19 protein-coding genes are annotated in these 22,319 nt (G+C 60.9%); 12 read left to right on the top strand and 7 right to left on the bottom strand.

The annotated features are described in order from the left end of the window. The first annotated feature begins 148 nt into the window (after positions 1 to 148). From ACA060_RS22635 to ACA060_RS22610, 6 genes are all read left to right on the top strand, one after another. Positions 149 to 1,786, top strand: coding sequence for a 5-guanidino-2-oxopentanoate decarboxylase (locus ACA060_RS22635; RefSeq protein WP_497313303.1), 1,638 nt, complete (start codon positions 149 to 151; stop codon positions 1,784 to 1,786). Then, on the top strand, positions 1,783 to 3,231 hold the full coding sequence (locus ACA060_RS22630) for an aldehyde dehydrogenase family protein (RefSeq protein WP_497313301.1): 1,449 nt from the start codon (positions 1,783 to 1,785) through the stop codon (positions 3,229 to 3,231). Before ACA060_RS22635 ends, ACA060_RS22630 begins: the two co-directional genes overlap by 4 nt. Positions 3,232 to 3,448: 217 nt before the next feature. Further along, on the top strand, positions 3,449 to 4,552 hold the full coding sequence (locus ACA060_RS22625; RefSeq protein ID WP_131063254.1) for an extracellular solute-binding protein: 1,104 nt from the start codon (positions 3,449 to 3,451) through the stop codon (positions 4,550 to 4,552). 193 nt (positions 4,553 to 4,745) lie between these two features. Then, positions 4,746 to 5,648 carry an ABC transporter permease gene (locus ACA060_RS22620; RefSeq protein ID WP_497313299.1) on the top strand — a complete coding sequence of 301 codons (903 nt, stop codon included), beginning with the start codon at positions 4,746 to 4,748 and terminating at the stop codon, positions 5,646 to 5,648. Further along, entirely contained in the window at positions 5,645 to 6,493 is an 849-nt protein-coding gene (locus tag ACA060_RS22615; protein ID WP_094470951.1) for an ABC transporter permease, read from the top strand. Before ACA060_RS22620 ends, ACA060_RS22615 begins: the two co-directional genes overlap by 4 nt. Before the next feature lie 15 nt (positions 6,494 to 6,508). Continuing rightward, entirely contained in the window at positions 6,509 to 7,564 is a 1,056-nt protein-coding gene (locus ACA060_RS22610; protein ID WP_497313297.1) for an ABC transporter ATP-binding protein, read from the top strand. A gap of 152 nt (positions 7,565 to 7,716) precedes the next feature. Here ACA060_RS22610 and ACA060_RS22605 read toward each other — a convergent pair whose 3' ends face one another. Further along, entirely contained in the window at positions 7,717 to 8,646 is a 930-nt protein-coding gene (locus ACA060_RS22605; RefSeq protein WP_497313295.1) for an AraC family transcriptional regulator, read from the bottom strand. Between the two features lie 335 nt (positions 8,647 to 8,981). Here ACA060_RS22605 and ACA060_RS22600 point away from each other — a divergent pair, with 335 nt between their 5' ends. Together ACA060_RS22600 and ACA060_RS22595 are read left to right on the top strand one after the other, a co-directional pair. Next, on the top strand, positions 8,982 to 9,335 hold the full coding sequence (locus ACA060_RS22600; protein ID WP_497313293.1) for a putative quinol monooxygenase: 354 nt from the start codon (positions 8,982 to 8,984) through the stop codon (positions 9,333 to 9,335). Positions 9,336 to 9,376: 41 nt separating this feature from the next. After that, complete coding sequence (locus ACA060_RS22595) at positions 9,377 to 9,607, top strand: hypothetical protein (RefSeq protein ID WP_109634362.1); 231 nt, start codon at positions 9,377 to 9,379, stop codon at positions 9,605 to 9,607. Here the strand turns inward: ACA060_RS22595 and ACA060_RS22590 are convergent, their stop codons facing one another. The 5 genes from ACA060_RS22590 to ACA060_RS22570 form a co-directional block, all read right to left on the bottom strand. Then, positions 9,608 to 10,237 (bottom strand): flavin reductase family protein, encoded by a 630-nt coding sequence (locus ACA060_RS22590; RefSeq protein WP_131063247.1) that lies wholly within the window; start codon positions 10,235 to 10,237, stop codon positions 9,608 to 9,610. Between the two features lie 237 nt (positions 10,238 to 10,474). Next, entirely contained in the window at positions 10,475 to 11,794 is a 1,320-nt protein-coding gene (locus ACA060_RS22585) for an MFS transporter (RefSeq protein ID WP_109634358.1), read from the bottom strand. A 298-nt stretch (positions 11,795 to 12,092) separates the two neighbouring features. Beyond that, on the bottom strand, positions 12,093 to 13,427 hold the full coding sequence (locus ACA060_RS22580; RefSeq protein ID WP_497313290.1) for a sigma-54-dependent transcriptional regulator: 1,335 nt from the start codon (positions 13,425 to 13,427) through the stop codon (positions 12,093 to 12,095). Next, entirely contained in the window at positions 13,421 to 15,187 is a 1,767-nt protein-coding gene (locus ACA060_RS22575; RefSeq protein WP_497313288.1) for a sensor histidine kinase, read from the bottom strand. Before ACA060_RS22575 ends, ACA060_RS22580 begins: the two co-directional genes overlap by 7 nt. Positions 15,188 to 15,346: 159 nt before the next feature. Then, complete coding sequence (locus ACA060_RS22570; protein WP_109634353.1) at positions 15,347 to 16,870, bottom strand: fumarate hydratase; 1,524 nt, start codon at positions 16,868 to 16,870, stop codon at positions 15,347 to 15,349. 493 nt (positions 16,871 to 17,363) lie between these two features. Between ACA060_RS22570 and ACA060_RS22565 the strand changes: the two genes are divergently transcribed. From ACA060_RS22565 to ACA060_RS22555, 3 genes are read left to right on the top strand one after another with little or no spacing between them, the layout of a single operon-like run. Next, positions 17,364 to 18,470, top strand: a complete 1,107-nt coding sequence (locus tag ACA060_RS22565; RefSeq protein ID WP_497313285.1) for a GGDEF domain-containing protein — start codon at positions 17,364 to 17,366, stop codon at positions 18,468 to 18,470. Beyond that, on the top strand, positions 18,463 to 19,398 hold the full coding sequence (locus ACA060_RS22560) for an iron-sulfur-binding ferredoxin reductase (RefSeq protein WP_109634349.1): 936 nt from the start codon (positions 18,463 to 18,465) through the stop codon (positions 19,396 to 19,398). Before ACA060_RS22565 ends, ACA060_RS22560 begins: the two co-directional genes overlap by 8 nt. A gap of 31 nt (positions 19,399 to 19,429) precedes the next feature. Next, complete coding sequence (locus tag ACA060_RS22555; RefSeq protein WP_497313283.1) at positions 19,430 to 20,179, top strand: enoyl-CoA hydratase-related protein; 750 nt, start codon at positions 19,430 to 19,432, stop codon at positions 20,177 to 20,179. A gap of 137 nt (positions 20,180 to 20,316) precedes the next feature. On the opposite strand, the gene pyk is transcribed toward ACA060_RS22555, so the two are convergent. Next, positions 20,317 to 21,768 (bottom strand): pyruvate kinase, encoded by a 1,452-nt coding sequence (gene pyk, locus ACA060_RS22550; RefSeq protein ID WP_109634346.1) that lies wholly within the window; start codon positions 21,766 to 21,768, stop codon positions 20,317 to 20,319. Between the two features lie 230 nt (positions 21,769 to 21,998). Here pyk and ACA060_RS22545 point away from each other — a divergent pair, with 230 nt between their 5' ends. Continuing rightward, a complete protein-coding gene (locus ACA060_RS22545) occupies positions 21,999 to 22,313 on the top strand; it encodes a hypothetical protein (protein ID WP_497313281.1) in 315 nt (104 codons plus the stop codon). Positions 22,314 to 22,319 lie beyond the last annotated feature (6 nt).

Genomic DNA, 22,319 nt, shown 5'->3' with positions numbered 1-22,319 from the left:
GTATGACGTGAGGACATGGCTAGTATGACTTTTTATCCATTGTTGCGGCTATGTGTCGCCCGTTCCAATGAGGCCATCCCTGGACCTGCCCACGCATCATAAACACTGCGCAGGCCCGGCGTCTCAAACGAACAAAAAGGGCAAAGATATGGCGACGTGCGGCGAAGTATTGGTCAAGTTACTCGAAGATTACGGGGTCAAGCAGGTGTTCGGCATTCCCGGGGTTCATACCGTGGAGCTGTATCGCGGGCTGGCCCGTTCGAGCATCAACCACGTCACGCCGCGTCACGAACAGGGCGCCGGCTTCATGGCCGATGGTTATGCGCGCACCAGCGGCAAACCGGGTGTGTGCTTCATCATCACCGGCCCGGGCATGACCAACATCACCACCGCCATGGGCCAGGCTTACGCCGATTCGATCCCGATGCTGGTGATCTCCAGCGTGCAATCGCGCAGCCAGTTGGGCGGCGGTCGTGGCAAGCTCCACGAGCTGCCAAACCAGAGTGCGCTGGTCGGCGGCGTGGCGGCGTTCTCCCACACCTTGATGTCGGCAGCGGAATTGCCGGGCGTGCTGGCCCGTGCATTTGCACTGTTCCAGGCTGGCCGTCCACGTCCTGTGCATATCGAAATTCCACTGGACGTGCTGGTCGAAGAGGCCGATGACCTGCTCGCCAGTCTGCCAGTGAACATCGACCGCGCCGGCGCTTCTCCGAGTGCGATCAGCCGCATGACCGCGCTGCTGGCCGGCGCCAAGCGTCCACTGATTCTGGCCGGTGGCGGTGCCATCGATGCCGCCACCGAGTTGACGGACCTGGCCGAACTGCTGGACGCGCCAGTGGCCCTGACCATCAATGCCAAAGGCATGCTCCAATCCAATCACCCGTTGTTGATCGGTTCGACCCAAAGCCTGGTCGCGACCCGTGCCTTGGTGGCCGAGGCCGACGTGGTGTTGGCCATCGGCACCGAACTGGCCGAGACCGATTACGACGTCACCTTCGCCGGCGGTTTCGAGATCCCCGGCGTGCTGCTGCGTGTCGATATCGATCCCGACCAGACCGTGCGCAATTACCCGCCGAAAGTCGCCCTGGTGGCTGACTCGCGCAACGCCGCGCAAGCCTTGCTCAGTGAACTGTCCAAACACTCGCTGGCCGAGCGCCGCAACGATTGGGGCCAGGTCCGTGCCGCGCGTTTGCGTGAAGACCTCGCCGCCACTTGGGACGCCCCGACCCTGGCCCAGACCCGCTTCCTCGAAACCGTTTTGCATGAACTGCCGGACGCTGTATTCGTCGGCGATTCGACCCAGCCGGTGTACACCGGCAATCTGACCTTCAACCCGGAACGCCCGCGTCGCTGGTTCAACTCGTCCACCGGTTACGGCACCCTCGGTTACGCCTTGCCGGCGGCAATCGGCGCCTGGCTCGGTGGCAGCGTTGAACACGGCACGCGTCCTCCGGTGGTGTGCCTGATCGGTGACGGCGGCCTGCAATTCACCCTGCCGGAACTGGCCAGCGCCGTTGAAGCGCGCACCCCGGTGATCGTCCTGCTGTGGAATAACCAGGGCTACGAAGAGATCAAGAAATACATGGTCAACCGCGCCATCGAACCGGTCGGCGTGGACATCTACACCCCGGACTTCATCGGTGTGGCCAAGGCGCTGGGCTGTGCGGCTGAAGCGGTGAACGGTGTCGAGCAGCTGCGCAGCGCACTGCGTACCTCCGCCGACCGTCAGGGCCCGACTCTGATTGAAATCGATCAGACTTCGTGGATGAAGGCGGTGTCGAAATGAATTTTCCTACCACTCTCGACGGCCTCTACATCAATGGCCAATGGTCGGCCGGCAACGAACATTTGCGCGTGATCAACCCGGCCACCGAAGCCTTGTTGACCACCGTGAATGGCGGCGATGAAAAAGCCGTCGATCAAGCCGTCACTGCCGCCACCAAGGCCTTCGGCGAATGGTCGAAAACCACCGGCACTGAGCGTGGCGCGATCCTGCGCAGAATCGCTGCAGGCGTGCAGGCCGGGCGTGAGCACTTGATGAAGTTGCAGTCGAGCAACAACGGCAAGCCGCTGTTCGAAGCCGCCATCGACGTCGATGACGTGATCGCCACGTTCGAGTATTACGCCGGTCTGGCCGAGCGCCTCGATGCCCAGCAAGACAGCAACGTCGAGCTGCCCACCGACGATTTCAGCGCGCGTGTGCGCCGTGAACCGTGCGGCGTGGTAGGCCTGATCGTGCCGTGGAATTTCCCGATGGTCACCACTGCCTGGAAACTCGCCCCGGCGCTGGCCGCCGGCTGCTGCGTGGTGCTCAAGCCGTCCGAAGTCACGCCGCTGTCGGAGCTGGAACTGGCCGCGATCATCGCTGAAGCAGGCTTGCCTGCTGGTGTGTTCAACCTGGTCTGTGGCACCGGTCTGGCCGTTGGCGCGCCGCTGTCGGCCGATCCGCGTATCGCCAAGATCTCCTTCACCGGCAGCAACGCGGTCGGCGTCCAGGTGATGCAACGCGCAGCGGAAACTGTGAAAGGCGTTAGCCTGGAACTGGGCGGCAAATCCTCGCTGCTGGTACTCGAGGACGCCGACATTTCACTGGCCGTGGAAGTGGCGTGCGGCGGCGGTTTCTTCAACGCCGGGCAAATGTGTTCCGCCACCAGCCGCGTGCTGGTCGCCGATGAACTGGCGGATGAATTTCTATCGAAACTGAAAATTCGCGCCGAAGCCATTCGCGTGGCCGACCCGTTCGACCCGAACGTGGAAATGGGTGCGCTGGTCAATCAGGCGCAATACCAGCGTGTGCTGGGCCACATCGATCGTGGTCTGAGTGCTGGCGCCAAGTTGATTTGCGGTGGCAATCGCCCGGCAGACCTGTCCCGCGGCTATTTTTTGCAGCCGACGATTTTCACTGAAGTGCCCCTCGACAGTGCGTTGTGGTGTGAAGAGATTTTCGGGCCGGTGATCTGCGTGCGCAGTTTTGCCTCCGAGGCCGAGGCGATTGCCCTGGCCAACGACAGCCAGTTTGGCCTGGTGGCCAGCGTGGTGACTCGCGACGTCGAAGCGGCGGACCGGGTCGCCAACGCCTTGCAGGCGGGGCTGGTGTGGATCAATGCGCCGCAAGTGATCTTCCCGCAGACCGCCTGGGGTGGCTACAAACAGAGCAGCATCGGCCGCGAATTGGGGCCGTGGGGCTTGCAGGCTTTCCAGGAAATCAAACACGTGATTCGCGCCGTCTGACGGCACGAAAAAGGTGAGCGCATGCCTCGTATCGAGGCATGCGCTGGTGTCATGGCTTCGATGAGTTTTTATCGATAGTCAGGTGTTTTGCACGACCTCAGGATGAACTCTCTGGTTCAGCCAAACCCCCGAAAATACGAGGGATAACGCTGATCCAACCGCGCGGATGCAACAGTTTCGACCTGCCTTATACCTACAAAAACAAAGGGAGTCCGTAATGGGCGAGCATGATCTGAACAGACGTCAATTCATCAAAACCGTGGGCGTGGCTTCGGTTGCAGCGGCGGCCATGAGCTTGCCCTTCGTCAAGGCCAATGCCAGCGACACGCGGTTCCAGGGCAAGACCCTGCGCCTGCTGACCTGGTCCGATGACACCGGCCTCGCGGCACTGCGCAACATCGCAGCCACCTTCGAAGACAAATACGGTTGCAAGGTCATCGCTGACCGCACCGGCAGTACTTCGGAAATGGTCGCCAAACTCAAGGCAGCCGGTGATCGTCCGCAGTACGACATCATCACCCTGGCCGGCGTCGGCGCCGAAGGCCTGGCCGCGGCCAATCTGCTGGAAAAACCCGACCTCAACCGCATCCCCAACCTGGTCGACGTGCCGGAGAAATACCGCACCGGCGCCAATGGTCACGGCATCGGTTACCTGCTGTGGTGCAACAGCCTCGTCTACAGCACCCGCACCATCAAGGAAGCCCCGGACAGTTACGCCGCCCTGTGGGACGCCGAGCTGTCGCCGAACATCTTCCTGCCGCCGCCGAACTGGACCGAAGCGATGGACCTGATCATCATCGCCGCCAAACTGGCCGGTGGTGACGAGCACAACATCGAGCCGGGCTTCAAGAAACTCGCCGAGCTGAAAGATCGTGTGGTGACCCTGGGCGAAAACCCGAACCAAATCGCCGAGCTGTTCCGCACCGGCTCCCTGGACATGGGCGGCTTGTACGCTCCAGCGTTTTTCCCGAAACAGATCCGCGACCCGGCCTACGGCCTGGGCGCCACGTTCGGGATGAAGGAAGGTTTCTACACCGACCTGATGCTCTCGGTGATGCCGAAGAATCGTCCAGGCGATACCGATCTGGTCTACGCCTTCATCAACCACTCTCTGGACCCGCTGGTGCAGGGCAAGATGGCCGAGGACATCTACAACGGTCCGGTCAACGCCAAGGCGATCATCTCCGCCGAAGCGCGCAAGAGCCCGTACATCCTCACGCCGGAGCAGATTGCCGAGAAAGCGATCATGCACGACAACGCCTTCCTGGCCTCCGTGCATGACCAATGGATTCGTCGCTACACGGAAATCTTTTCTTCCTGATCGAGTGGCGAACACAAATCTTCAGAACACTGCAAGCCCCTGTGGGAGCTAGCCTGCTAGCGATTGCGGTCTGACATTCAGCATTGATGTCGACTGACGGATCGCTATCGCTAGCAGGCTAGCTCCCACAAGGGGCCAAGGTGATTTCGAGACTTGTGTCTGTCAGCTGCTTTCCATTGACGAGACCCTTGCTATGGAACACCAACCTCTGACTCATCCGGTCGCCGCCGCTCCCGCGCGCGCCAACCGGGGTGTTTCGCCGACGACGCGAGCCTGGTTTTTCCTCTCGCCGTCGATGCTGTTTCTGGGCGTATTGATTGCCGCCAGCCTCCTGGTTCTGCGCATGAGCGTGGGCACCAAGGGCGCGGAGTGGACCGGGTTCAGCCTGGCCAGTTACGCCCAATTGCTCGAACCCTATTACCTCAAATCCTTGCTGCTGACCCTGCGTCTGGCGCTGATCAGCGCAGTGATCGCGGTGGTGCTGGCGATCCCGGTGGCCTACACCATGTCGCGCCTGACCTCGCCGTTCGTGCGACGGATCTTCCTCGCGGCGGTGCTGCTGCCGTTGCTGGTCAACCTGCTGCTGCAAAGCTACGGCTGGCTGGTGATTCTCGGCCCGGGCGGGATGCTCAATCAGGCACTGATGGGCCTGATCAAGCGCCCGATCATGCTGCTGTACAACCAGAACGGCGTATTGATGGGCCTGGTGCAAACCGCCTTCCCACTGGCCGTGCTGCCGATTGCCAGCGCCATGCGCGGCGTTGCGCGGACTTACGAAGAAGCTGCCGCCACCCTCGGTGCGAGTCGCTTCCAGGTGTTCCGCCAAGTGGTGTTGCCGATGAGCATGCCGGGGATTATCACCGGCGCGACCCTGGTGTTCGCCTATAACGCCAGCAGCTTTGTGGTGCCGTTGCTGCTCGGTGGCCGCCGCGTGCCGATGCTGGCGGTGATGGTGCATGACCAGATCGCGCCGCTGATGAACTGGCCCGCCGCGTCCGCTGCCGGTGTGGTGCTGATCGTCACCACGCTCGCGATCATGACCTTGTCCGAATTCATCACTGGCCGTCGTCGGCGCATGCTGGAGGCTTCCCAATGAGCACATTGACCAAAAAGCGTTATGGCCTGCTGCCCGGCGAGACCGGCAAGTTCGCCGGCATCCTCTCGGGCTTCATCCTGCTGCTGGCGGTGTTGCCGATCCTGACCATGATCGTCATGTCGTTCAGCGGTGCGTCGAACCTCGACTTCCCGCCGAGCAGCTACAGCCTGCAATGGTACAAAGCCGCCTGGCACACCTTCGTATCGCCGGATTCCAGCGATGTGCTGAGCCTGGGCAAAGCCATGACCACCAGCCTGATGGTGGCGTGCCTGACCATGGTCTTCGCGACGATTGTGGCGGTGCCGGCGGCGTACGCGCTGACCCGTTGCGAATTCCGCGGCAAAGCCGTGGCGCTGCAACTGATGTCGCTGCCGCTGGTGTTTCCGATGGTGGTGTTGGGCCTGGCGTTGCTGCTGGTGTTCGACAGCCTGCCGTTCCAGATGACCACCTCGCGCCTGGTGATTGCCCACGTGATCCTGGCGCTGCCGTTCGTGGTGAAAAACTGCACCGCGGCGATGCTCTCCATCGGCAGCGAAGTCGAAGAAGCCGCGCAAATGCTCGGCGCTTCACCGCTGCGGGCGATTATCGATGTGGTGGTGCCGTTGATGAAGTCGGGGATTCTGGCGGGCATGCTGCTGGCGTTCATCGTCTCGTTCAACGAATTCACCGTGACCTATTTTCTCTACACCATCGACGTGATGACCGTGCCGATCTGGATGTACAGCCGCACTGTGTCTTCGCTCGACCCCACCGTATTTTCGTTTGCCGTGCTGATCGTGCTGATCGACTTCGTCCTGATCTGGGCGCTGGAGAAGCTGGTCGGTGAAGGTGGCGTTTCGTTCTGATTCTTGAGGTGCAACATGACTGGTCTGATTCTGGAAAACGTCGAGAAACATTACGGCTCGGCCTGCGCGGTAAAGGATGTGAACCTGCATTTGCCGGAAGGCAAACTGGTGTGTTTCCTCGGCCCGTCGGGCTGCGGCAAAACCACGTTGCTGCGGATGATTGCCGGCCTCGAAACTCTCAGTGGCGGCGAGATTCGCCTGGACGGTGAAGACATCGGTCACACCCCGGCGCATCAGCGCAATTTCGGCATGGTGTTCCAGTCGCTGGCGCTGTTTCCGCACATGACGGTGGGGGAGAACATCGCTTATCCGCTGAAACTGCGCGGGGTCAGCAAGGCTGAACAGCAGGCGCGGGTGGTGGAGTTGCTGGAGCTGATTCAACTGAGCGAGATGATTGATCGCCCGGTGGCGAAGCTGTCTGGCGGTCAACGCCAGCGCGTGGCGATTGCCCGGGCGATTGCCAACCACCCGAAAATCCTCTTGCTGGATGAACCGCTGTCGGCGCTCGATGCCAAGCTGCGTGAGTCGATGCAGGTGGAAATCCGTCAGCTGCAACAGCGCCTGAACATCACCACGATCATGGTGACCCACGATCAGCGTGAGGCGATGACCATGGCCGATATCGTGGTGGTGCTGGGTGAGCATCGGGTGCAGCAAGTGGGCACGCCGATTGAAATTTATCGGCACCCGGCCAATGAATTTGTCGCGGACTTTATCGGCTCGGGCAACATCTTCCCGGCCACCGCACTGGGCAACGGCAAGGTGGGACTGCCCGGTGGCGATGCGCTGGAAGTGCCGATCTGCAGAAGCATTGTGGTCGGTGAGAAGGTGAAGATGCTGATTCGCCCAGAGGACCTGCAACTGTCGCATCCGCAGGCGACGGCGGGAAACCGGTTGCTCGGTACGGTGACGTTCGTGCGCGATATCGGCGCGACGATTGAAACGACGGTGGAGTGTTCCGGGGTGTCGTTTACGGCGTTGAGTACGCCGTGTCAGGGGTTTGGGTTGAGCATTGGCAATCCGGTGTCGGTGACATTGCCGGCCGAGGCTTGCCGAGTACTCGGCGCCTAATCCAGATTTGATGTCGGCCTTACTGGCCCCATCGCTGGCAGGCCAGCTCCCACAGGTTACATCGGTGTTCACTTGATTGTGTGAGCACTCACAATCCCTGTGGGAGCTGGCCTGCCAGCGATGAGGCCATCAGTTACACCCTCAAGGCTGAATCAGACGCTCAACCGCAACCGCGCCAAATCCCTTAACGGCGGCGCCCCAAACAACCGGCTATATTCCCGGCTGAACTGCGAAGGACTTTCATACCCCACCCGATACCCCGCCGCCGATGCCTCCAACCCTTCGGCCAGCATCAACCGCCGCGCTTCCTGCAAGCGCAGCTGTTTCTGATACTGCAACGGACTCATCGCCGTCATCGCCTTGAACCGGTGATGCAACGTCGACACGCTCAGGTTCACCTCCTTCGCCAGATCATCGATGCGCAGCGGTTGCTCATAATTGCCGTTGAGCCACTTGATCGCCTGGCTGATGCGGTGGCTCTGGCTGTTGGCGATCGCGATTTCGTATAACCGATGCCCCTGCTGACTGCGCAACAACCGATAAAGAATCTCCCGACGAATCAGCGGTGCGAGCATGGCGATGTCTTTCGGCGCATCGAGCAGGCGCGCCAGACGCAGCACGGCGTCGAGCATCGCCGTATCGATCCGTTCGACATACAAGCCGCGCCCGGTTGGACGTGTGGGGACGCCGAGAGGGCCGGCGTCGGCAATCAGTGCAGTGATTTCTGCTGGATCAATGTCCAGTCGCACCGCGAGAATCGGTTCTTCAGACGTGACATTCACCACTCGTCCGCTCAAGGGCATCGAGACCGACACCACCAGGTAATTCAGCGGATCGTAATTGAAGTATTCGTCGGCCAGCCTGACCTCTTTACGGCCCTGCGCCATGATGCACAGCGCCGGTTGGGCCAGCACCGGGGCAAAGTCATGGGACTGGCTGTGTTTGGACATGAACAGCGAACCGACGGCAGTGGCATAAGTGCCATCTTCCATCGTGTTGCGACGGATGATAGCGGCCAGTTCCGCGCGCTGTTTCTCCATGTCGGCATCCAGCGGGGCTTGAAAGTGATCGAGCGACGACATGCAAGGCATCCTCGGCGGTGCGTTGGTAATGGGGCGAGCTTAAGTTTGTGCAAGACGATGCGGTAGACACATCCTGCCTCAAGCTTGCCTGATTCTGCATCGAGTGGATCAGCGGTGCCTCTATGGCTGCTACAACCCGGGGAAACTTGCTTGAAAGCCGTGTTTCATCGTTTTGAGGAGTTTTACAGGTTGTTACAGGTTCATCGAAACGCCACGCAGGATTGTGCAAAAAGCCGGCAGGAATCGACTAACTGCACTTCCCCCTGCGCGCTTAACCTTTGATCCTGTCGCAGCCCGTCCCACGGCTGCCACTCGAGTACCTGGGAGGGTTGAACATGTCTACGCAGATCCCCGTCAGTCATTTGGCTTTTGTCCGTGCCCGCGCCGGGCGTTCGGCGGAACTCGGTGCGCGCCTGAGCGCCTTGATCGAGCCATCCCGCAGCGCACCGGGTTGCCTGAGTTTTTCCCTGCAGCATTCGCAAGTCGATCCGGAGTTGTGGCTGGTGTCCGGTTTCTGGACCCACCAACAAGCGATGACCGCCTACTTCAGTACCCCGGCGATGGAGATTTTCGCCGAGCTGGTGCAGGAACTGGTGGTCAACAGCCTGGATTTTCATACCTTCAAGGACGTGTCGGCCGACCAGGCGCGGGGCCAGTCTCGGTCGTGGGTACACAAAATGGCGGGTTGAGGGTTTAATGGCTCCATTCTCAATCAGCCAGGATCCGCGACATGGCACGTAAAGCCTTTGAAACCTTCGAAGCCGTATCCGCCGTAGTGCCGGCCGAAGGCGGTTATCACGCCGCAATCGCTGTTAAAGCACTGGGTGGCTCAGGTGCACCGCGTTTTCACAAGATTCTCGACGATCAGGTCTTCAAGACCGCCCACGACGCCGATGAAGCCGCTGCGCTGAAGCTGACCAGCCTCAAGAATGTCAGCGACGACGCCGAACTCGTCTGGTAATTACTTGACCGCCCCCGGGCGGAACATCTTGAACAATGCCTCAGGCCCCAGCTGAAAGTAATCCGCTGGCCCGCCGCCGCGCAGAATCGGCTCTGCCGCGGCGGTGTCGTACACCCCGTCCTTCAACAGCCACTTGGCGATATGCACGGCGACCACTTCGCCCAGAATCAGCCAGCTCGGCACCACGTTCCCGTCCGCCCGCTGCAACTGAATGATCTGCGTGACCTTGCACTCGAACGACACCGGGCTTTCGGCGACGCGCGGCACCTGAATGATTTTCGAAGCCACCGGCGTCAGGCCTGACAGTTCGAACTCATTGACCTCGGGCGGGACCATCGCGCAGCTCTGGTTCATCTGCTCGGCCAGCGGGCGCGTCGCCAGGTTCCAGGCAAATTCGCCGGTCTGCTCGATGTTGTTCAGGCTGTCTTTGCGCCCGACGCTGGAAAAACCAATGATCGGCGGAATGTAGTTGAAGGCGTTGAAGAAGCTGTAAGGCGCCAGGTTCAAGCGGCCGTTGGCGTCCTGGGAGGAAATCCAGCCGATGGGGCGGGGGCCGACGATGGCGTTGAACGGGTCATGCGGCAAGCCGTGGCCGTTGGCGGGTTCGTAGAAGTGGATGTCGTCGGGCATGGCATATATTCCGGGAGATCGGGAGGCCGTCATGGTGCAAGGACGAACGGATAATTTCCAGTGATGAGATCCAAATGTGGGAGCGAGCCTGCTCGCGATAGCGGTGTGTCAGTCAGCCAATTTGTTGCTGATACGCCGCTATCGCGAGCAGGCTCGCTCCCACAGGGTTTTGTGTCGGTTGCAAACAAAAGGGGCAGACCCGTTAAGGTCTGCCCCTGTTTTATTGCGCGAGCCGAATCAGTCCGTCTCGATCCGCGAATGCTTGCGGGTGTCTTTCATGGTGATGTACACCAGCAACGACACGGCAATACACGCGGTCACGTACCAGTAGTAACCGGTTTCCATGCCGATGCTCTTGAACCACAGCGCGATGTATTCAGCGGTGCCGCCGAAGATCGACACGGTCAGTGCGTACGGCAGGCCGACGCCCAGAGCACGAATCTCGGTCGGGAACAGTTCGGCTTTCACCACGGCGTTGATCGAGGTGTAGCCGCTGACGATGATCAGCGCTGCCATGATCAGGAAGAACGCGCCCCACCAGGATTGAATGGTGTGCAGGGTGGTCAGGATCGGCACGGTGAACAGCGTCCCGAGCACACCGAAGGCAATCAGGATCGGACGACGACCGACTTTATCCGACAGCCCACCGATGATCGGTTGCAGGCACATGAACAGGAACAGCGTGGCGGCGGAAATGGTGGTGGAGTCGGAGATGCTCATGCCGACGGTGTTCACCAGGTATTTCTGCATGTAGGTGGTGTAGGTGTAGAACGCCAGGGTGCCGCCCATGGTCAGGCCGACCACGGTCATCAGTTCCTTGGGATGGCGCATCAAGGTGCGCATCGCGCTTTCCTTGGCTTTCTCTTTCTTGGTGAACGACTCGGTTTCTTCCATGCCACGACGCAGGTAGAGCGCGACCACGGCACACAGCGCACCGATGGCGAACGGGATGCGCCAGCCCCAGGCGTACAGCTCTTCAGTGGTCAGGGTCTGTTGCAGCACGATCAGCACTGCCAAAGCGATGAGCTGGCCGGAGATCAGGGTCACGTACTGGAAGCTGGAGTAGAAGCCGCGACGGTCCTTGGTCGCCATTTCGCTGAGGTAGGTTGCCGAGGTGCCGTACTCGCCACCGACCGACAGGCCTTGCAGCAGGCGGGCGAAAATCAGCAGGATCGGTGCGCCGATGCCGATGGTTTCATAGCCCGGGCTCAGTGCGATCAGCAGCGAGCCGAAACACATCAGATACACGGAAGCCATCAGTGCTTTCTTGCGACCGGCCTTGTCGGCGTACAGGCCCATCAGCCAGCCACCGATCGGGCGCATCAGGAAGCCCACGGCGAAGATCGCGGCAGTGTTCAGCAGTTGGGCGGTGGTGTCGCCTTTGGGGAAGAAGGCTTTGGCGAAATACAGGGAGAAGGCAGCGTAGACGTACCAGTCGTACCACTCGACCATGTTGCCGACAGAGCCGCTGAAGATCGACTTGATGCGACTGGCGGTGGTTCTTTCTTTGGCGGGCACGGCAGCCGACCCAAGGGGCAGGGCGTTGGAGTTATCCATTGAAGGATCCTTCGTTTAATTGTTTTTGTGGAGCGCGTTGAAACGCAGCCTGCTGGGGCTATAGCAGGAGGTGTGCCAGATCAAGGAGGGCTGGTTTAGAGGGGTTGCGGGGATTGTGTGAGCGGAAATCCGCTCATGCTGGATTGGGTTTGAGCGGAAAATTGCTTACTGGTTGTCAGATGTGTTGTCCGTGAATGCCTCATCGCGAGCAGGCTCGCTCCCACAGGGGACTGGTGTACACCGTTCAAATGTGGGAGCGAGCCTGCTCGCGATGAGGCCAGAAGAAGCACTGCAAAAATCAGCTGTCCTGCAGGAACATCTCCCGCGTCAGCCCATGCCGCTGCAGCTTTTCATTGAAGGTCCGGCGCGGCAGTTGCAGCTCTTCCAGCACCGCTTTCACATCGCCTTTATGCCGGGTCAACGCCGCTCGCAGGCAATGCGCTTCGAACGCTTCCGCCTGCGCCGCCAGCGACTGCCCGGGATCGATGCCCGCAGGTGTCGGCTCGCCCAGCCCCAGCACCTGCCGTTCGGCAACGTTCGCCAATTCACGCACATTGCCCGGCCAGTCGTGGTTCAGCAGATGGCTCAACTGCGGGCCGCTCAACGGTGGAAAAGTCCGCCCCAGGCGCTCAGCGGCATTTTGCGCGAACGACTCGAACAACAACGGAATGTCTTCACGCCGTTCGCGCAACGGCGGCAGGCGCAATTCAGCGACGTTCAACCGATAGGCCAAATCCTCGCGAAAACGCCCCGCCCGCGCTTCATCCAGCAGATCCGGTTTGGTCGCGGCGATGATCCGCAAATCCACGCGAATGCTCTGATTCGACCCCAACCGCTCAAGCTTCTGCTCCTGCAAGACCCGCAGCAATTTCACTTGCTGGGCCAGCGGCATGCTTTCGATTTCATCGAGAAACAGCGTGCCGCCATCGGCGTATTCGAGTTTGCCGATACGTTTGCCCGAAGCCCCGGTGAACGCGCCGCTCTCATGACCAAACAGCTCAGCTTCGAACAGCTGCTCGGGAATCGCCGCGCAATTGAGCGCCACAAACGGCTTGTCCGCGCGCGGCCCGAAGTCGTGCAGGCAGCGGGCGACCAGCTCTTTACCACTGCCGGTTTCACCCCGGATCAACACATTGACCGGCAACGCCGCCAGATCCAGCACCTGTCGGCGCAAGGTCTGCAAACCACGGGACACGCCCAACAGTGTCGCGTCGAGTTTGGCGCGGTTATCGGCCAGCTCATGCAGTGCGCGGTTTTCCAGCACCAGCCGGCGCTTGTCCAAGGCGCGGCGCAAACTGCTCATCAGCGTTTCCGGGCTGAAGGGTTTTTCCAGGAAGTCATAGGCGCCGTCGCGCATCGCTTCGACCGCCATCGGCACATCGCCGTGGCCGGTCAGCAGAATCACCGGCAAGTCGGCATCGCGGCGCTGAACCTCAGCCAGCAACTCCAGCCCGGTCATGCCGGGCATGCGCACGTCGCTCAGGATCACGCCGGGGAAATGACTGGGCAACTGCGCCAGGCACTCATCGGCGCGGCTGAACAGCTGCACCTCGAAACCCGACAGGCTCAGCCATTGTTCAACGGCGCTGCGAATGCTGCTTTCGTCGTCGACCACCATCACTGAGTTCAGCATGGGCCGTGGGCCTCCTGGTCGATGGGTAAAGTCACGGTGAACACCGCGCCGTTGGCTTGATTGTCGGCGCTCAGGCGTCCGCCCGATTCGTGAACGATGGCAAACGATACCGCCAAGCCAAGGCCCAGGCCATCGCCCACCGGTTTGGTGGTGAAGAACGGGTCAAACACATTCGGCAGATGTTCTTCGGCGATGCCGCCACCGTTGTCGGTGACGGTCAGGCGCCACAGTTGTTCGTCGGCTTCGAGGCGGATTTCCAGGCGTTTGCAGGGTTTGTCCTGCATCGCGTCCAAGGCATTGCGCAGCAGATTGATCAGCACCTGTTCCAGGCGAATCGCATCGCCACGCACCCACGCCGGACGCGTCAGGTGCAACACGGTGCTGACCTGCTCGTCACGCAAACGGGCGTCGAGCAACTGCAGCGACTGGTCGACCACGGCCGCCAGATCCAGGCGTTCGCGCAAACCGCTGGGGCTTTTACGGGCGAAGGTTTTCAGGTGGCCGGTGAGGGCGGCCATGCGCGTGAGCATGTCGTCCACCGGTTTCAGCGCCTTGTAAGCGTCATCGACCCGGCCGTGATCGAGCAGCAGCCTCAGAGTCGCAAGCTGCATGCGCTGGGCGGTCAGCGGTTGATTGATTTCATGGGCGAGGGCGGCCGACATCTGCCCGAGGGCCGCGAGTTTGGCCGATTGCACCAGACCGTCCTGAGCGGTGCGCAGGTCGCGGGTGCGTTCTTCCACCAATTGTTCGAGTTCTTCACGGCTGCGCTGGCGCATCTTCGCGAGGCGCCAGCGCTGATTGAGGAACAGCAGCAGAAACACCAGCGCCAGCCACAACCCGGCAGCGGCGAGCGCGGCGTTGCGGCTGTCTTCGAAGGCGACTTGCGGGCGGCGCAGCAGGTGCAAGGTCCAGCCTTCCGTGCTCAGCGGCAGGGATTCCCACAGATAGTTCGCCGTGCCGTCAGGACCGACGACCCGCGCCAGATCGCTGTTGTCGTCAAAGCGCTGCAGCGATTGATAGTCCAGCGGTGTCAGCGGTTGTTTGTCGTATTGACGGGTGACCTTGAGCTCGGCGTGATCGCTGTCGTTCAACGGTTTCAACAAGCGATAGCGCCAGCCCGGCTGGTTGGCGATAAAGATAATCCCGCGCGCATCGCTGACCAGCAGCGTGTCGCTGCCCTGACGCCATTCGCGCTCCAGTTCCGGGAACTCGAGTTTCACCACCATGGCGCCGAGAAACTCGCCGCTGTCGCTGGTCACCGCGCTGGACAGGAAATACCCCGGAATGCCGCTGGTGACGCCGACTGCGTAAAAACGCCCGGTGCCCTGGGTGCGGGTTTGGCTGAAGTAGGGGCGAAAACCGTAGTTGTGGCCGACGTAACTGCTGGGCAAACGCCAATTGCTGGCGGCCACGGCGAGGCCGGTGCGGTCGAGCAGTTCCAGGGTCGAGGACTGCGCGGCACCGTTGATTTTTTCCAGTTTGCGGTTCAACGCAAGCTGCTGTTCGGGACTCACTTCACCGTTCAGCGCGCCGCGCAGCTCCGGGTCCAGCGCCAACACGGCGGGCAGGGCGCGGTAGCGATCGATCAGGGTGTGCAGCGAATTGGCGTACAAGGCCAATTGCTGGTTGGCGCGGGCGGCGTCTTCCACCAGTGCCTGGCGTTCGGTGTGACGCAGGGCAAAACCGGCGGCCAATGCGGCACCAGCAAGGATAAGGAGGGTGTATAGCGTTATGCGCAAAGAGCGAGAAGACTCAAGCATGCCGGGGATTACACAAGTGTGCGGAGGGCGCGAACCATATCACGACGGTGTTGAGCATTCCCACGCTGAAATCCACCACCTTTTAGACATAGATATATAAAACAAAAAAAGGCGGCAAGAGCATAGCTCCTGTCGCCTTTTATTTCGTCGTCGATGCGCTTATTGCACTTCGACCGCCAAGCTTTCACTGATCTTTTGCTGCCAGATGGCAGGACCGGTGATGTGAACCGACTCGCCCTTGCTGTCCACTGCAACAGTCACCGGCATGTCTTTCACGTCGAACTCGTAGATCGCTTCCATCCCCAGTTCGGCGAACGCCACCACGCGGGATTTCTTGATCGCTTGCGCCACCAGATAAGCCGCGCCGCCCACTGCCATTAGGTAAACGGCCTTATGGTCCTTGATCGCTTCGATTGCGGTCGGGCCGCGCTCGGATTTGCCGATCATGCCCAGCAGGCCAGTTTGCTCGAGGATCTGACGGGTGAACTTGTCCATCCGCGTCGCGGTGGTCGGACCGGCAGGGCCAACCACTTCTTCGCGCACCGGATCAACCGGGCCGACGTAGTAGATGAAGCGACCTTTGAGGTCTACCGGCAGGGTTTCACCCTTGTTCAGCATCTCGACCATGCGCTTGTGCGCGGCGTCGCGACCGGTGAGCATCTTGCCGTTGAGCAGGACGGTTTCGCCCGGCTTCCAGCTCTGCACGTCTTCCGGGGTCAGCGTGTCGAGGTTGACGCGACGAGCCGACGGGCCGGCTTCCCAGACGATTTCCGGGTAGGCGTCCAGCGGTGGCGCTTCCAAGGATGCCGGGCCGGAACCGTCGAGCACGAAGTGCGCGTGACGGGTGGCGGCGCAGTTCGGGATCATGCACACCGGCAACGAAGCGGCGTGGGTCGGGTAATCCATGATCTTCACATCGAGTACGGTGGTCAGGCCACCCAGGCCCTGGGCGCCGATGCCCAGTTGGTTGACCTTCTCGAACAGCTCCAGGCGCATTTCTTCGATACGGTTGGACGGGCCGCGCTTTTTCAGCTCGTGGATGTCGATGGATTCCATCAACACTTCCTTGGCCATGACGGCGGCTTTCTCGGCGGTGCCGCCGATGCCGATGCCGAGCATGCCCGGTGGGCACCAGCCGGCGCCCATTTCCGGAACGGTCTTCAACACCCAGTCGACGATCGAGTCGGACGGGTTGAGCATGGCCATTTTCGACTTGTTCTCGGAACCGCCGCCCTTGGCTGCCACGTCCACTTCCACGGTGTTACCCGGAACGATGGAGTAGTGGATAACGGCCGGGGTGTTGTCCTTGGTGTTTTTACGAGCGCCCGCCGGGTCGGCGAGGATCGAGGCACGCAGGACGTTTTCCGGCAGGTTGTAAGCCCGGCGCACGCCTTCGTTGATCATGTCGTCCAGGCCCATGGTGGCGCCATCCCAACGTACGTCCATGCCTACTCGCACGAACACGGTGACGATGCCGGTGTCCTGGCAGATCGGGCGGTGGCCGGTGGCACACATGCGCGAGTTGATCAGGATTTGCGCCATCGAGTCGCGAGCTGCCGGCGATTCTTCGCGCAGGTAGGCCTCGTGCATCGCCTGGATGAAGTCAACGGGGTGGTAATAGGAAATGAACTGCAGGGCGTCGGCAACGCTCTGAATCAGGTCGTCTTGCTTGATCACGGTCATGAGTCGCGCTCCTCTAAAAGACGGGAACATTCAATAAGGTGCTTGCAGCTTGGGTGCATCGGTCGGTTGCAAGCACCTTTCAAGGCACGCCGGGGCTGCTGGCGCGACGCTAAAAAGGCGCGGCAGTATACCGCGCCTCGATGGCGGGCACACCCGCCGACAGTCAATCGTTGGTCTTATAACGCCGCGATCCCTGTAGCAGATGGCGAAGCCTGCGTTCGGCGGCGAAGCCGTCGTGAAATCGGTCACCTCGGTGTATCAGACAGACCATAAACACAGGTTTCACGACTGCCACGCAGCCGAACGCAGGCTTCGCCAGCTGCTACAAGGACCGTGGCAAGGACCAGGATCCAGGTAAAAACCGGACATGCTTTTGACGCCAGTTTTCTGCCCCGAAATTTGAATGGTCATTTAGCAGACACCCCACTAAAGTGGCATTCGGTCTGTAGAGTAGGACACTCGATCAGTCTCCTTTCGCACGGTGAGTCAACGATTGACCCATAACGCCATCCAACGGCTTTTACTCAAACGCTTTGCCCTCGCAGCCGGCACGTACGCCCTGGCTCTGGTCTTGCTGTGGCTGGCATTTTTCACCGGGCATTACGACGAACCCCTGACCAGCATGGCCATAGGCAGTGCGCTGGTGGTGATCACTCAGGGGGCGTTGTTCGCGGTGTTTTACAGCGGCTGCAACCTGCGGTTTTCCGACCCGAGCCTGACCGAGGCGCAAGTGTTGATGGGCCTGGGTTGGCAGACATGGCTGATCGCCAATCTGGATGAGGCACGCGGCGCGTTCCTGGTGTTCTACCTGTTGATCATGTTGTTCGGGCTGTTCCATCTTTCCCGTCGTGCGTTTGTGCGCTGTACGTTGCTGGTGTTTTTCAGTTTCAGCGCGATCACGCTGTGGGAGGGTTACCACTTCGAGTTGAACGACCCGGCGCTAGCTGCGTTGCAGGTGTGCGTGCTGTTTATCGTGCTGATCTGGCTGGAACTCTACGCCCGTTATGTCCAGGCCTCGCGCCAGCGCATGCGTCAACGCCGGTTTGCCTTGCAGGCGCATCAGGACACCCTGCGCGGGATGATGCGCCAGCTCGAAGACCTGGTCGCCACCGACGAACTCACCGGGCTGTTCAACCGCCGGCATTTCCTGCGCCTGGCCTCCCGCGAGCTGAACGCGATGGAGGCGGGCGTGGTGCATGGCCTGGCGTTGATCGACCTCGACCACTTCAAACGCATCAACGACGTTCACGGCCACGCCGCGGGTGATCAGGTATTGCAAGCCTTCGCCGCCGTAGCCATGGCCTGCCTGCGCGACGGCGATGTGTTGGCCCGTTATGGAGGCGAAGAATTCGTGGTGCTATTGCCCGACTGCAATGCCGAACGCCTGACATCCTGTTGCGAGCGGCTGCGTATAGCCTTCACCGATGTCGAACTGATCGGCCTCAACGTCGCCCACCTCAGTTTGTCCGCCGGCATGACCTTGCTGGAGCTGGGCGACGATCTCGACGACGCCTTGCAGCGGGCCGATCAGGCGCTGTACCGCGCCAAGCGTGACGGCCGCAATCGCTGCGCGGCGGCGTGGGAGAATGTCGATGCCTGAATTGCGTGTCGGCGAGCGTCACTGGTCGGTGGCGCCGGGCAGCAATCTGCTCGACGCCCTGAATCAAAATGGCGTGGCCGTGCCCTACAGTTGCCGCGCCGGCAGTTGCCATGCCTGCCTGGTGCAATGCGTCCAAGGATTGCCCGGCGACAACCGCCCCGATGCCTTGAGCGCTGATCAGCGTCAACAAGGTTGGCGACTGGCCTGCCAATGTCAAATCATCGAAGACCTGCAAGTGCATACCTTCGACCCGCAAGTCGACGGCCGCCCCGCGCAAGTCGCTGCGGTCGATTGGTTGAGCGCCAGCGTGTTGCGTCTGCGCCTGACCACCGAGCGGCCGTTGCGTTACAGCGCCGGGCAGCATCTGGTGTTGTGGGCCGGCAACGTGGCACGGCCTTACTCTTTGGCCAGCCTGCCGGAAGAAGACCGCTTTCTGGAATTCCACCTCGATTGCCGCCAGCCGGGAGAATTCAGCGACGCGGCCCGTCAGCTGAAAATCGGCGACCCGATTCGCCTCGGCGAACTGCGCGGCGGGGCGTTGCAATACGACCCGGACTGGAACACCCGGCCGCTGTGGCTGATGGCTGCCGGCACGGGGTTGGGGCCGTTGTTCGGTGTACTGCGCGAAGCGTTGCGTCAAGATCATCAAGGCGCCATCCGCGTCATTCACCTCGCCCATGATGCCAGCGAGCACTACCTGGCCAAACCCCTGCAAGCCATGTGCGATGTGCGTGAAAACCTCAGCGTCGAATTCTGGACCCCGGCCGAGTTGCCGCAGGCGTTGGCGCAACTGCGGCTTGTTTCCCGACAAACCCTGGCCTTAGTCTGCGGAGCCCCAGACAGTGTCGACGCCTTTGCCCGGCGCTTGTACCTGGCCGGATTGCCGCGCAACCAACTGCTGGCGGATGTCTTTGTTCCCCGTGGTTGAGCGCTGATCGTTTAACGACGCGAGACTCGCCATGCCCAATGCCATTGAAGTTGAACGCGAACGCGGTTTGCTGACCCTGCGCCTGAATCGCCCCGAGAAGAAAAACGCCCTGACCCGCGCCATGTACAGCCGCTTGGCCGAGGCGCTGAAACAGGCCGACACCGACCCTGAAATCAACGCCGTGCTGATCACCGGCAGCGCCGAGTGCTTCACCGCCGGCAACGACATCGCCGACTTCATCCAGCAACCGCCGGGCAACCTCGACAGCCCGGTGTTCCACTTCATGCTCAACTTGCTGGAATGCCGCAAACCGGTGATCGCTGCTGTGGCGGGCGCGGCGGTGGGGATCGGCACGACGATGTTGCTGCATTGCGATCTGGTGTATGTCAGTCGGGATGCGCGTTTGCGGATGCCATTCGTGAATCTCGGGTTGTGTCCTGAGTTTGGTTCCAGCCTGATCCTGCCGCGATTGCTCGGGCATGCCAAAGCGGCGGAGTTGTTGCTGCTGGGTGAAGGGTTCAGTGGTGAGCAGGCGGCAGCGTGGGGGATTGCCTCCGAGGCGTTGGGCAGTGGCGACGCGGCGTTGGCCAAGGCGCGGGAGATGGCGTTGCGCTTCGAATCGTTGCCGCCGGAAGCGGTGCGCATCAGCAAGCAATTGATGAAAGCGCCGGACCGGGAACAGCTGCGCAAGGTGATCGAAGAAGAGGGTGCGTTGTTCACCCAGCGGTTGCGGTCGCCGGAAGCGTTGGCGGCGTTGACCGGGTTTATCAAGCGGCACTAACTCTGCGGTGACTGTGCGGGCCTCTTCGCGAGCAAGCCCGCGAAGGCGTCAGTCCTGACAACACTTCTTCTGGACCAGAAACCAAAAAGCCCCGCCATTCACATGGCAGGGCTTTTTGTTTTTCAGCAACCGGTCACTCAGACCATCGGGTCGCCAACGTGCAGGATTTTCATCCCGTTGGTGCCGCCGATGGTGTGGTAGCTATCGCCCTTGGTCAGGATGACCCAGTCGCCTTTCTCCACAACACCGCGTTTCAACAACTCGTCGATCGCAGCCTGGCTGACTTGCTCAGGCGGCAGCGATGCCGGGTCGAACGGTACGGTGTAGACGCCACGGAACATGGCTGCGCGGGCCTGGGTTTCGCGGTGCGGGGAAAACGCGTAGATCGGCACCGAAGATCGGATGCGCGACATGATCAACGGCGTGTAGCCACTTTCGGTCAGAGCGATGATCGCTTTCACGCCCGGAAAGTGGTTGGCGGTGTACATGGCCGCCAGGGCAATGGACTGGTCGCAGCTTTCGAAGACCTTGCCGATGCGGTGACTGGAGGTCTTGCTGGTCGGGTGCTTTTCAGCGCCGACGCAGATGCGCGCCATCGCCTGCACGGCTTCCAGTGGATACAGGCCCGCAGCACTTTCCGCCGACAGCATTACGGCGTCGGTGTAGTCGAGCACGGCGTTAGCCACGTCGGACACTTCGGCGCGGGTCGGCATCGGGTTCTGGATCATCGACTCCATCATCTGGGTCGCCACGATCACAGCCTTGTTGTGGCGGCGTGCGTGCAGAATGATTTTCTTCTGGATGCCCACCAGCTCGGCGTCGCCGATTTCCACACCGAGGTCACCACGAGCCACCATCACAGCGTCGGAGGCTTTGATCAGCGCATCGAGAGTGTCGTCGTCGGCCACCGCTTCGGCACGTTCGATCTTCGCCACCAGCCAGGCAGTACCGCCGGCCTCGTCGCGCAGTTGACGGGCGTATTCCATGTCGGCGGCGTCACGCGGGAAGGACACGGCGAGGTAGTCGACTTCCATCTCGGCAGCGAGCTTGATGTCGGCCTTGTCTTTCTCGGTCAGAGCCGGTGCGGTCAGGCCACCGCCGCGACGGTTGATGCCTTTATGGTCGGACAGCGGGCCGCCGATCAGCACGGTGCAATTCAGCTCGGTGGCATTGGCGGTATCAACGCGCATGACCACGCGGCCGTCGTCGAGCAACAGCTCGTCGCCCACGCCGCAGTCCTTGACCAGATCCGGGTAGTCGATGCCGACCACTTGCTGATTGCCTTCGGTCAACGGATGGCTGGTGGAGAAGGTGAATTGATCACCGATCTTCAGCTCGATCTTCTTGTTGGCGAATTTGGCGATACGGATTTTCGGGCCTTGCAGGTCACCCAGCAGGGCGACGAAGCGGCCGTGCTTGGCAGCGAGGTCACGCACCAGCTTCGCGCGAGCCTTGTGCTCGTCGGGGGTGCCGTGGGAGAAATTCAGGCGGGCGACGTCCAGGCCAGCCAGAATCAGCTGTTCGAGAACTTCCGGCGAGTTACTGGCCGGGCCAAGGGTAGCGACGATTTTGGTGCGACGGACGGACATGCATAGACTCCTGAGTTCAAGCGCTAGCAGAGGCTACTATGGTCTTTGGGTGTAGTCATTGTTCATGTGCACTACTTATTCGTTTTTATCTTGAAACGAACATTCTTGAAAATGACGAACTCGGATCACCGTCTGTCGGAACTGTTATTTCTAACAGGTAGGCGGTTGTTTATGGAGCGGCTATTGCTTAGGGGCCTCGTTAATGGGTAGCGAGCTCAGGAGATAGACGCATGACAGAAAATACAACGGCTTCCAAAACGCCCATGGCACTGGAAGCGCCGGAGATTGACCGCCCGGAAGAAAACGGTTCAGTGCCACCAGAAAATCGATACATGGAAGGGACGGCTGTCCCAAACAATGTGGTTCGGGGGTACTCCGTACACGATCAGTCGAACCCGATATTTGGGGTGTTGGCCGACAAGGACGGTAAATGGCGTTATTTTTTGACCCTTTCCCCGGGCCCTCATCAAGTGCTTGTCAAACAATCGACGCCCGACGCAAGCGAAACTTCCCCATCACGTACTCGAGCATTCTGGATGGTGTGAACCAGA

This window comes from Pseudomonas sp. LBUM1671 (assembly GCF_059695685.1).
This window is presented reverse-complemented; position numbering and strand designations above follow the sequence as displayed.

What these genes read in the sequence shown, in the direction of transcription:
- ACA060_RS22610 (WP_497313297.1), top strand. Translation starts at nt 6,509, where the DNA reads ATGACTGGTCTGATTCTGGAAAACGTCGAGAAACATTACGGCTCGGCC.
- ACA060_RS22555 (WP_497313283.1), top strand. Translation starts at nt 19,430, where the DNA reads ATGCCCAATGCCATTGAAGTTGAACGCGAACGCGGTTTGCTGACCCTG.
- ACA060_RS22545 (WP_497313281.1), top strand. Translation starts at nt 21,999, where the DNA reads ATGACAGAAAATACAACGGCTTCCAAAACGCCCATGGCACTGGAAGCG.
- ACA060_RS22620 (WP_497313299.1), top strand. Translation starts at nt 4,746, where the DNA reads ATGGAACACCAACCTCTGACTCATCCGGTCGCCGCCGCTCCCGCGCGC.
- pyk (WP_109634346.1), bottom strand. Translation starts at nt 21,768, where the DNA reads ATGTCCGTCCGTCGCACCAAAATCGTCGCTACCCTTGGCCCGGCCAGT.
- ACA060_RS22615 (WP_094470951.1), top strand. Translation starts at nt 5,645, where the DNA reads ATGAGCACATTGACCAAAAAGCGTTATGGCCTGCTGCCCGGCGAGACC.
- ACA060_RS22635 (WP_497313303.1), top strand. Translation starts at nt 149, where the DNA reads ATGGCGACGTGCGGCGAAGTATTGGTCAAGTTACTCGAAGATTACGGG.
- ACA060_RS22560 (WP_109634349.1), top strand. Translation starts at nt 18,463, where the DNA reads ATGCCTGAATTGCGTGTCGGCGAGCGTCACTGGTCGGTGGCGCCGGGC.
- ACA060_RS22600 (WP_497313293.1), top strand. Translation starts at nt 8,982, where the DNA reads ATGTCTACGCAGATCCCCGTCAGTCATTTGGCTTTTGTCCGTGCCCGC.
- ACA060_RS22570 (WP_109634353.1), bottom strand. Translation starts at nt 16,870, where the DNA reads ATGACCGTGATCAAGCAAGACGACCTGATTCAGAGCGTTGCCGACGCC.
- ACA060_RS22575 (WP_497313288.1), bottom strand. Translation starts at nt 15,187, where the DNA reads ATGCTTGAGTCTTCTCGCTCTTTGCGCATAACGCTATACACCCTCCTT.
- ACA060_RS22590 (WP_131063247.1), bottom strand. Translation starts at nt 10,237, where the DNA reads ATGCCCGACGACATCCACTTCTACGAACCCGCCAACGGCCACGGCTTG.
- ACA060_RS22585 (WP_109634358.1), bottom strand. Translation starts at nt 11,794, where the DNA reads ATGGATAACTCCAACGCCCTGCCCCTTGGGTCGGCTGCCGTGCCCGCC.
- ACA060_RS22625 (WP_131063254.1), top strand. Translation starts at nt 3,449, where the DNA reads ATGGGCGAGCATGATCTGAACAGACGTCAATTCATCAAAACCGTGGGC.
- ACA060_RS22580 (WP_497313290.1), bottom strand. Translation starts at nt 13,427, where the DNA reads ATGCTGAACTCAGTGATGGTGGTCGACGACGAAAGCAGCATTCGCAGC.
- ACA060_RS22630 (WP_497313301.1), top strand. Translation starts at nt 1,783, where the DNA reads ATGAATTTTCCTACCACTCTCGACGGCCTCTACATCAATGGCCAATGG.
- ACA060_RS22605 (WP_497313295.1), bottom strand. Translation starts at nt 8,646, where the DNA reads ATGTCGTCGCTCGATCACTTTCAAGCCCCGCTGGATGCCGACATGGAG.
- ACA060_RS22595 (WP_109634362.1), top strand. Translation starts at nt 9,377, where the DNA reads ATGGCACGTAAAGCCTTTGAAACCTTCGAAGCCGTATCCGCCGTAGTG.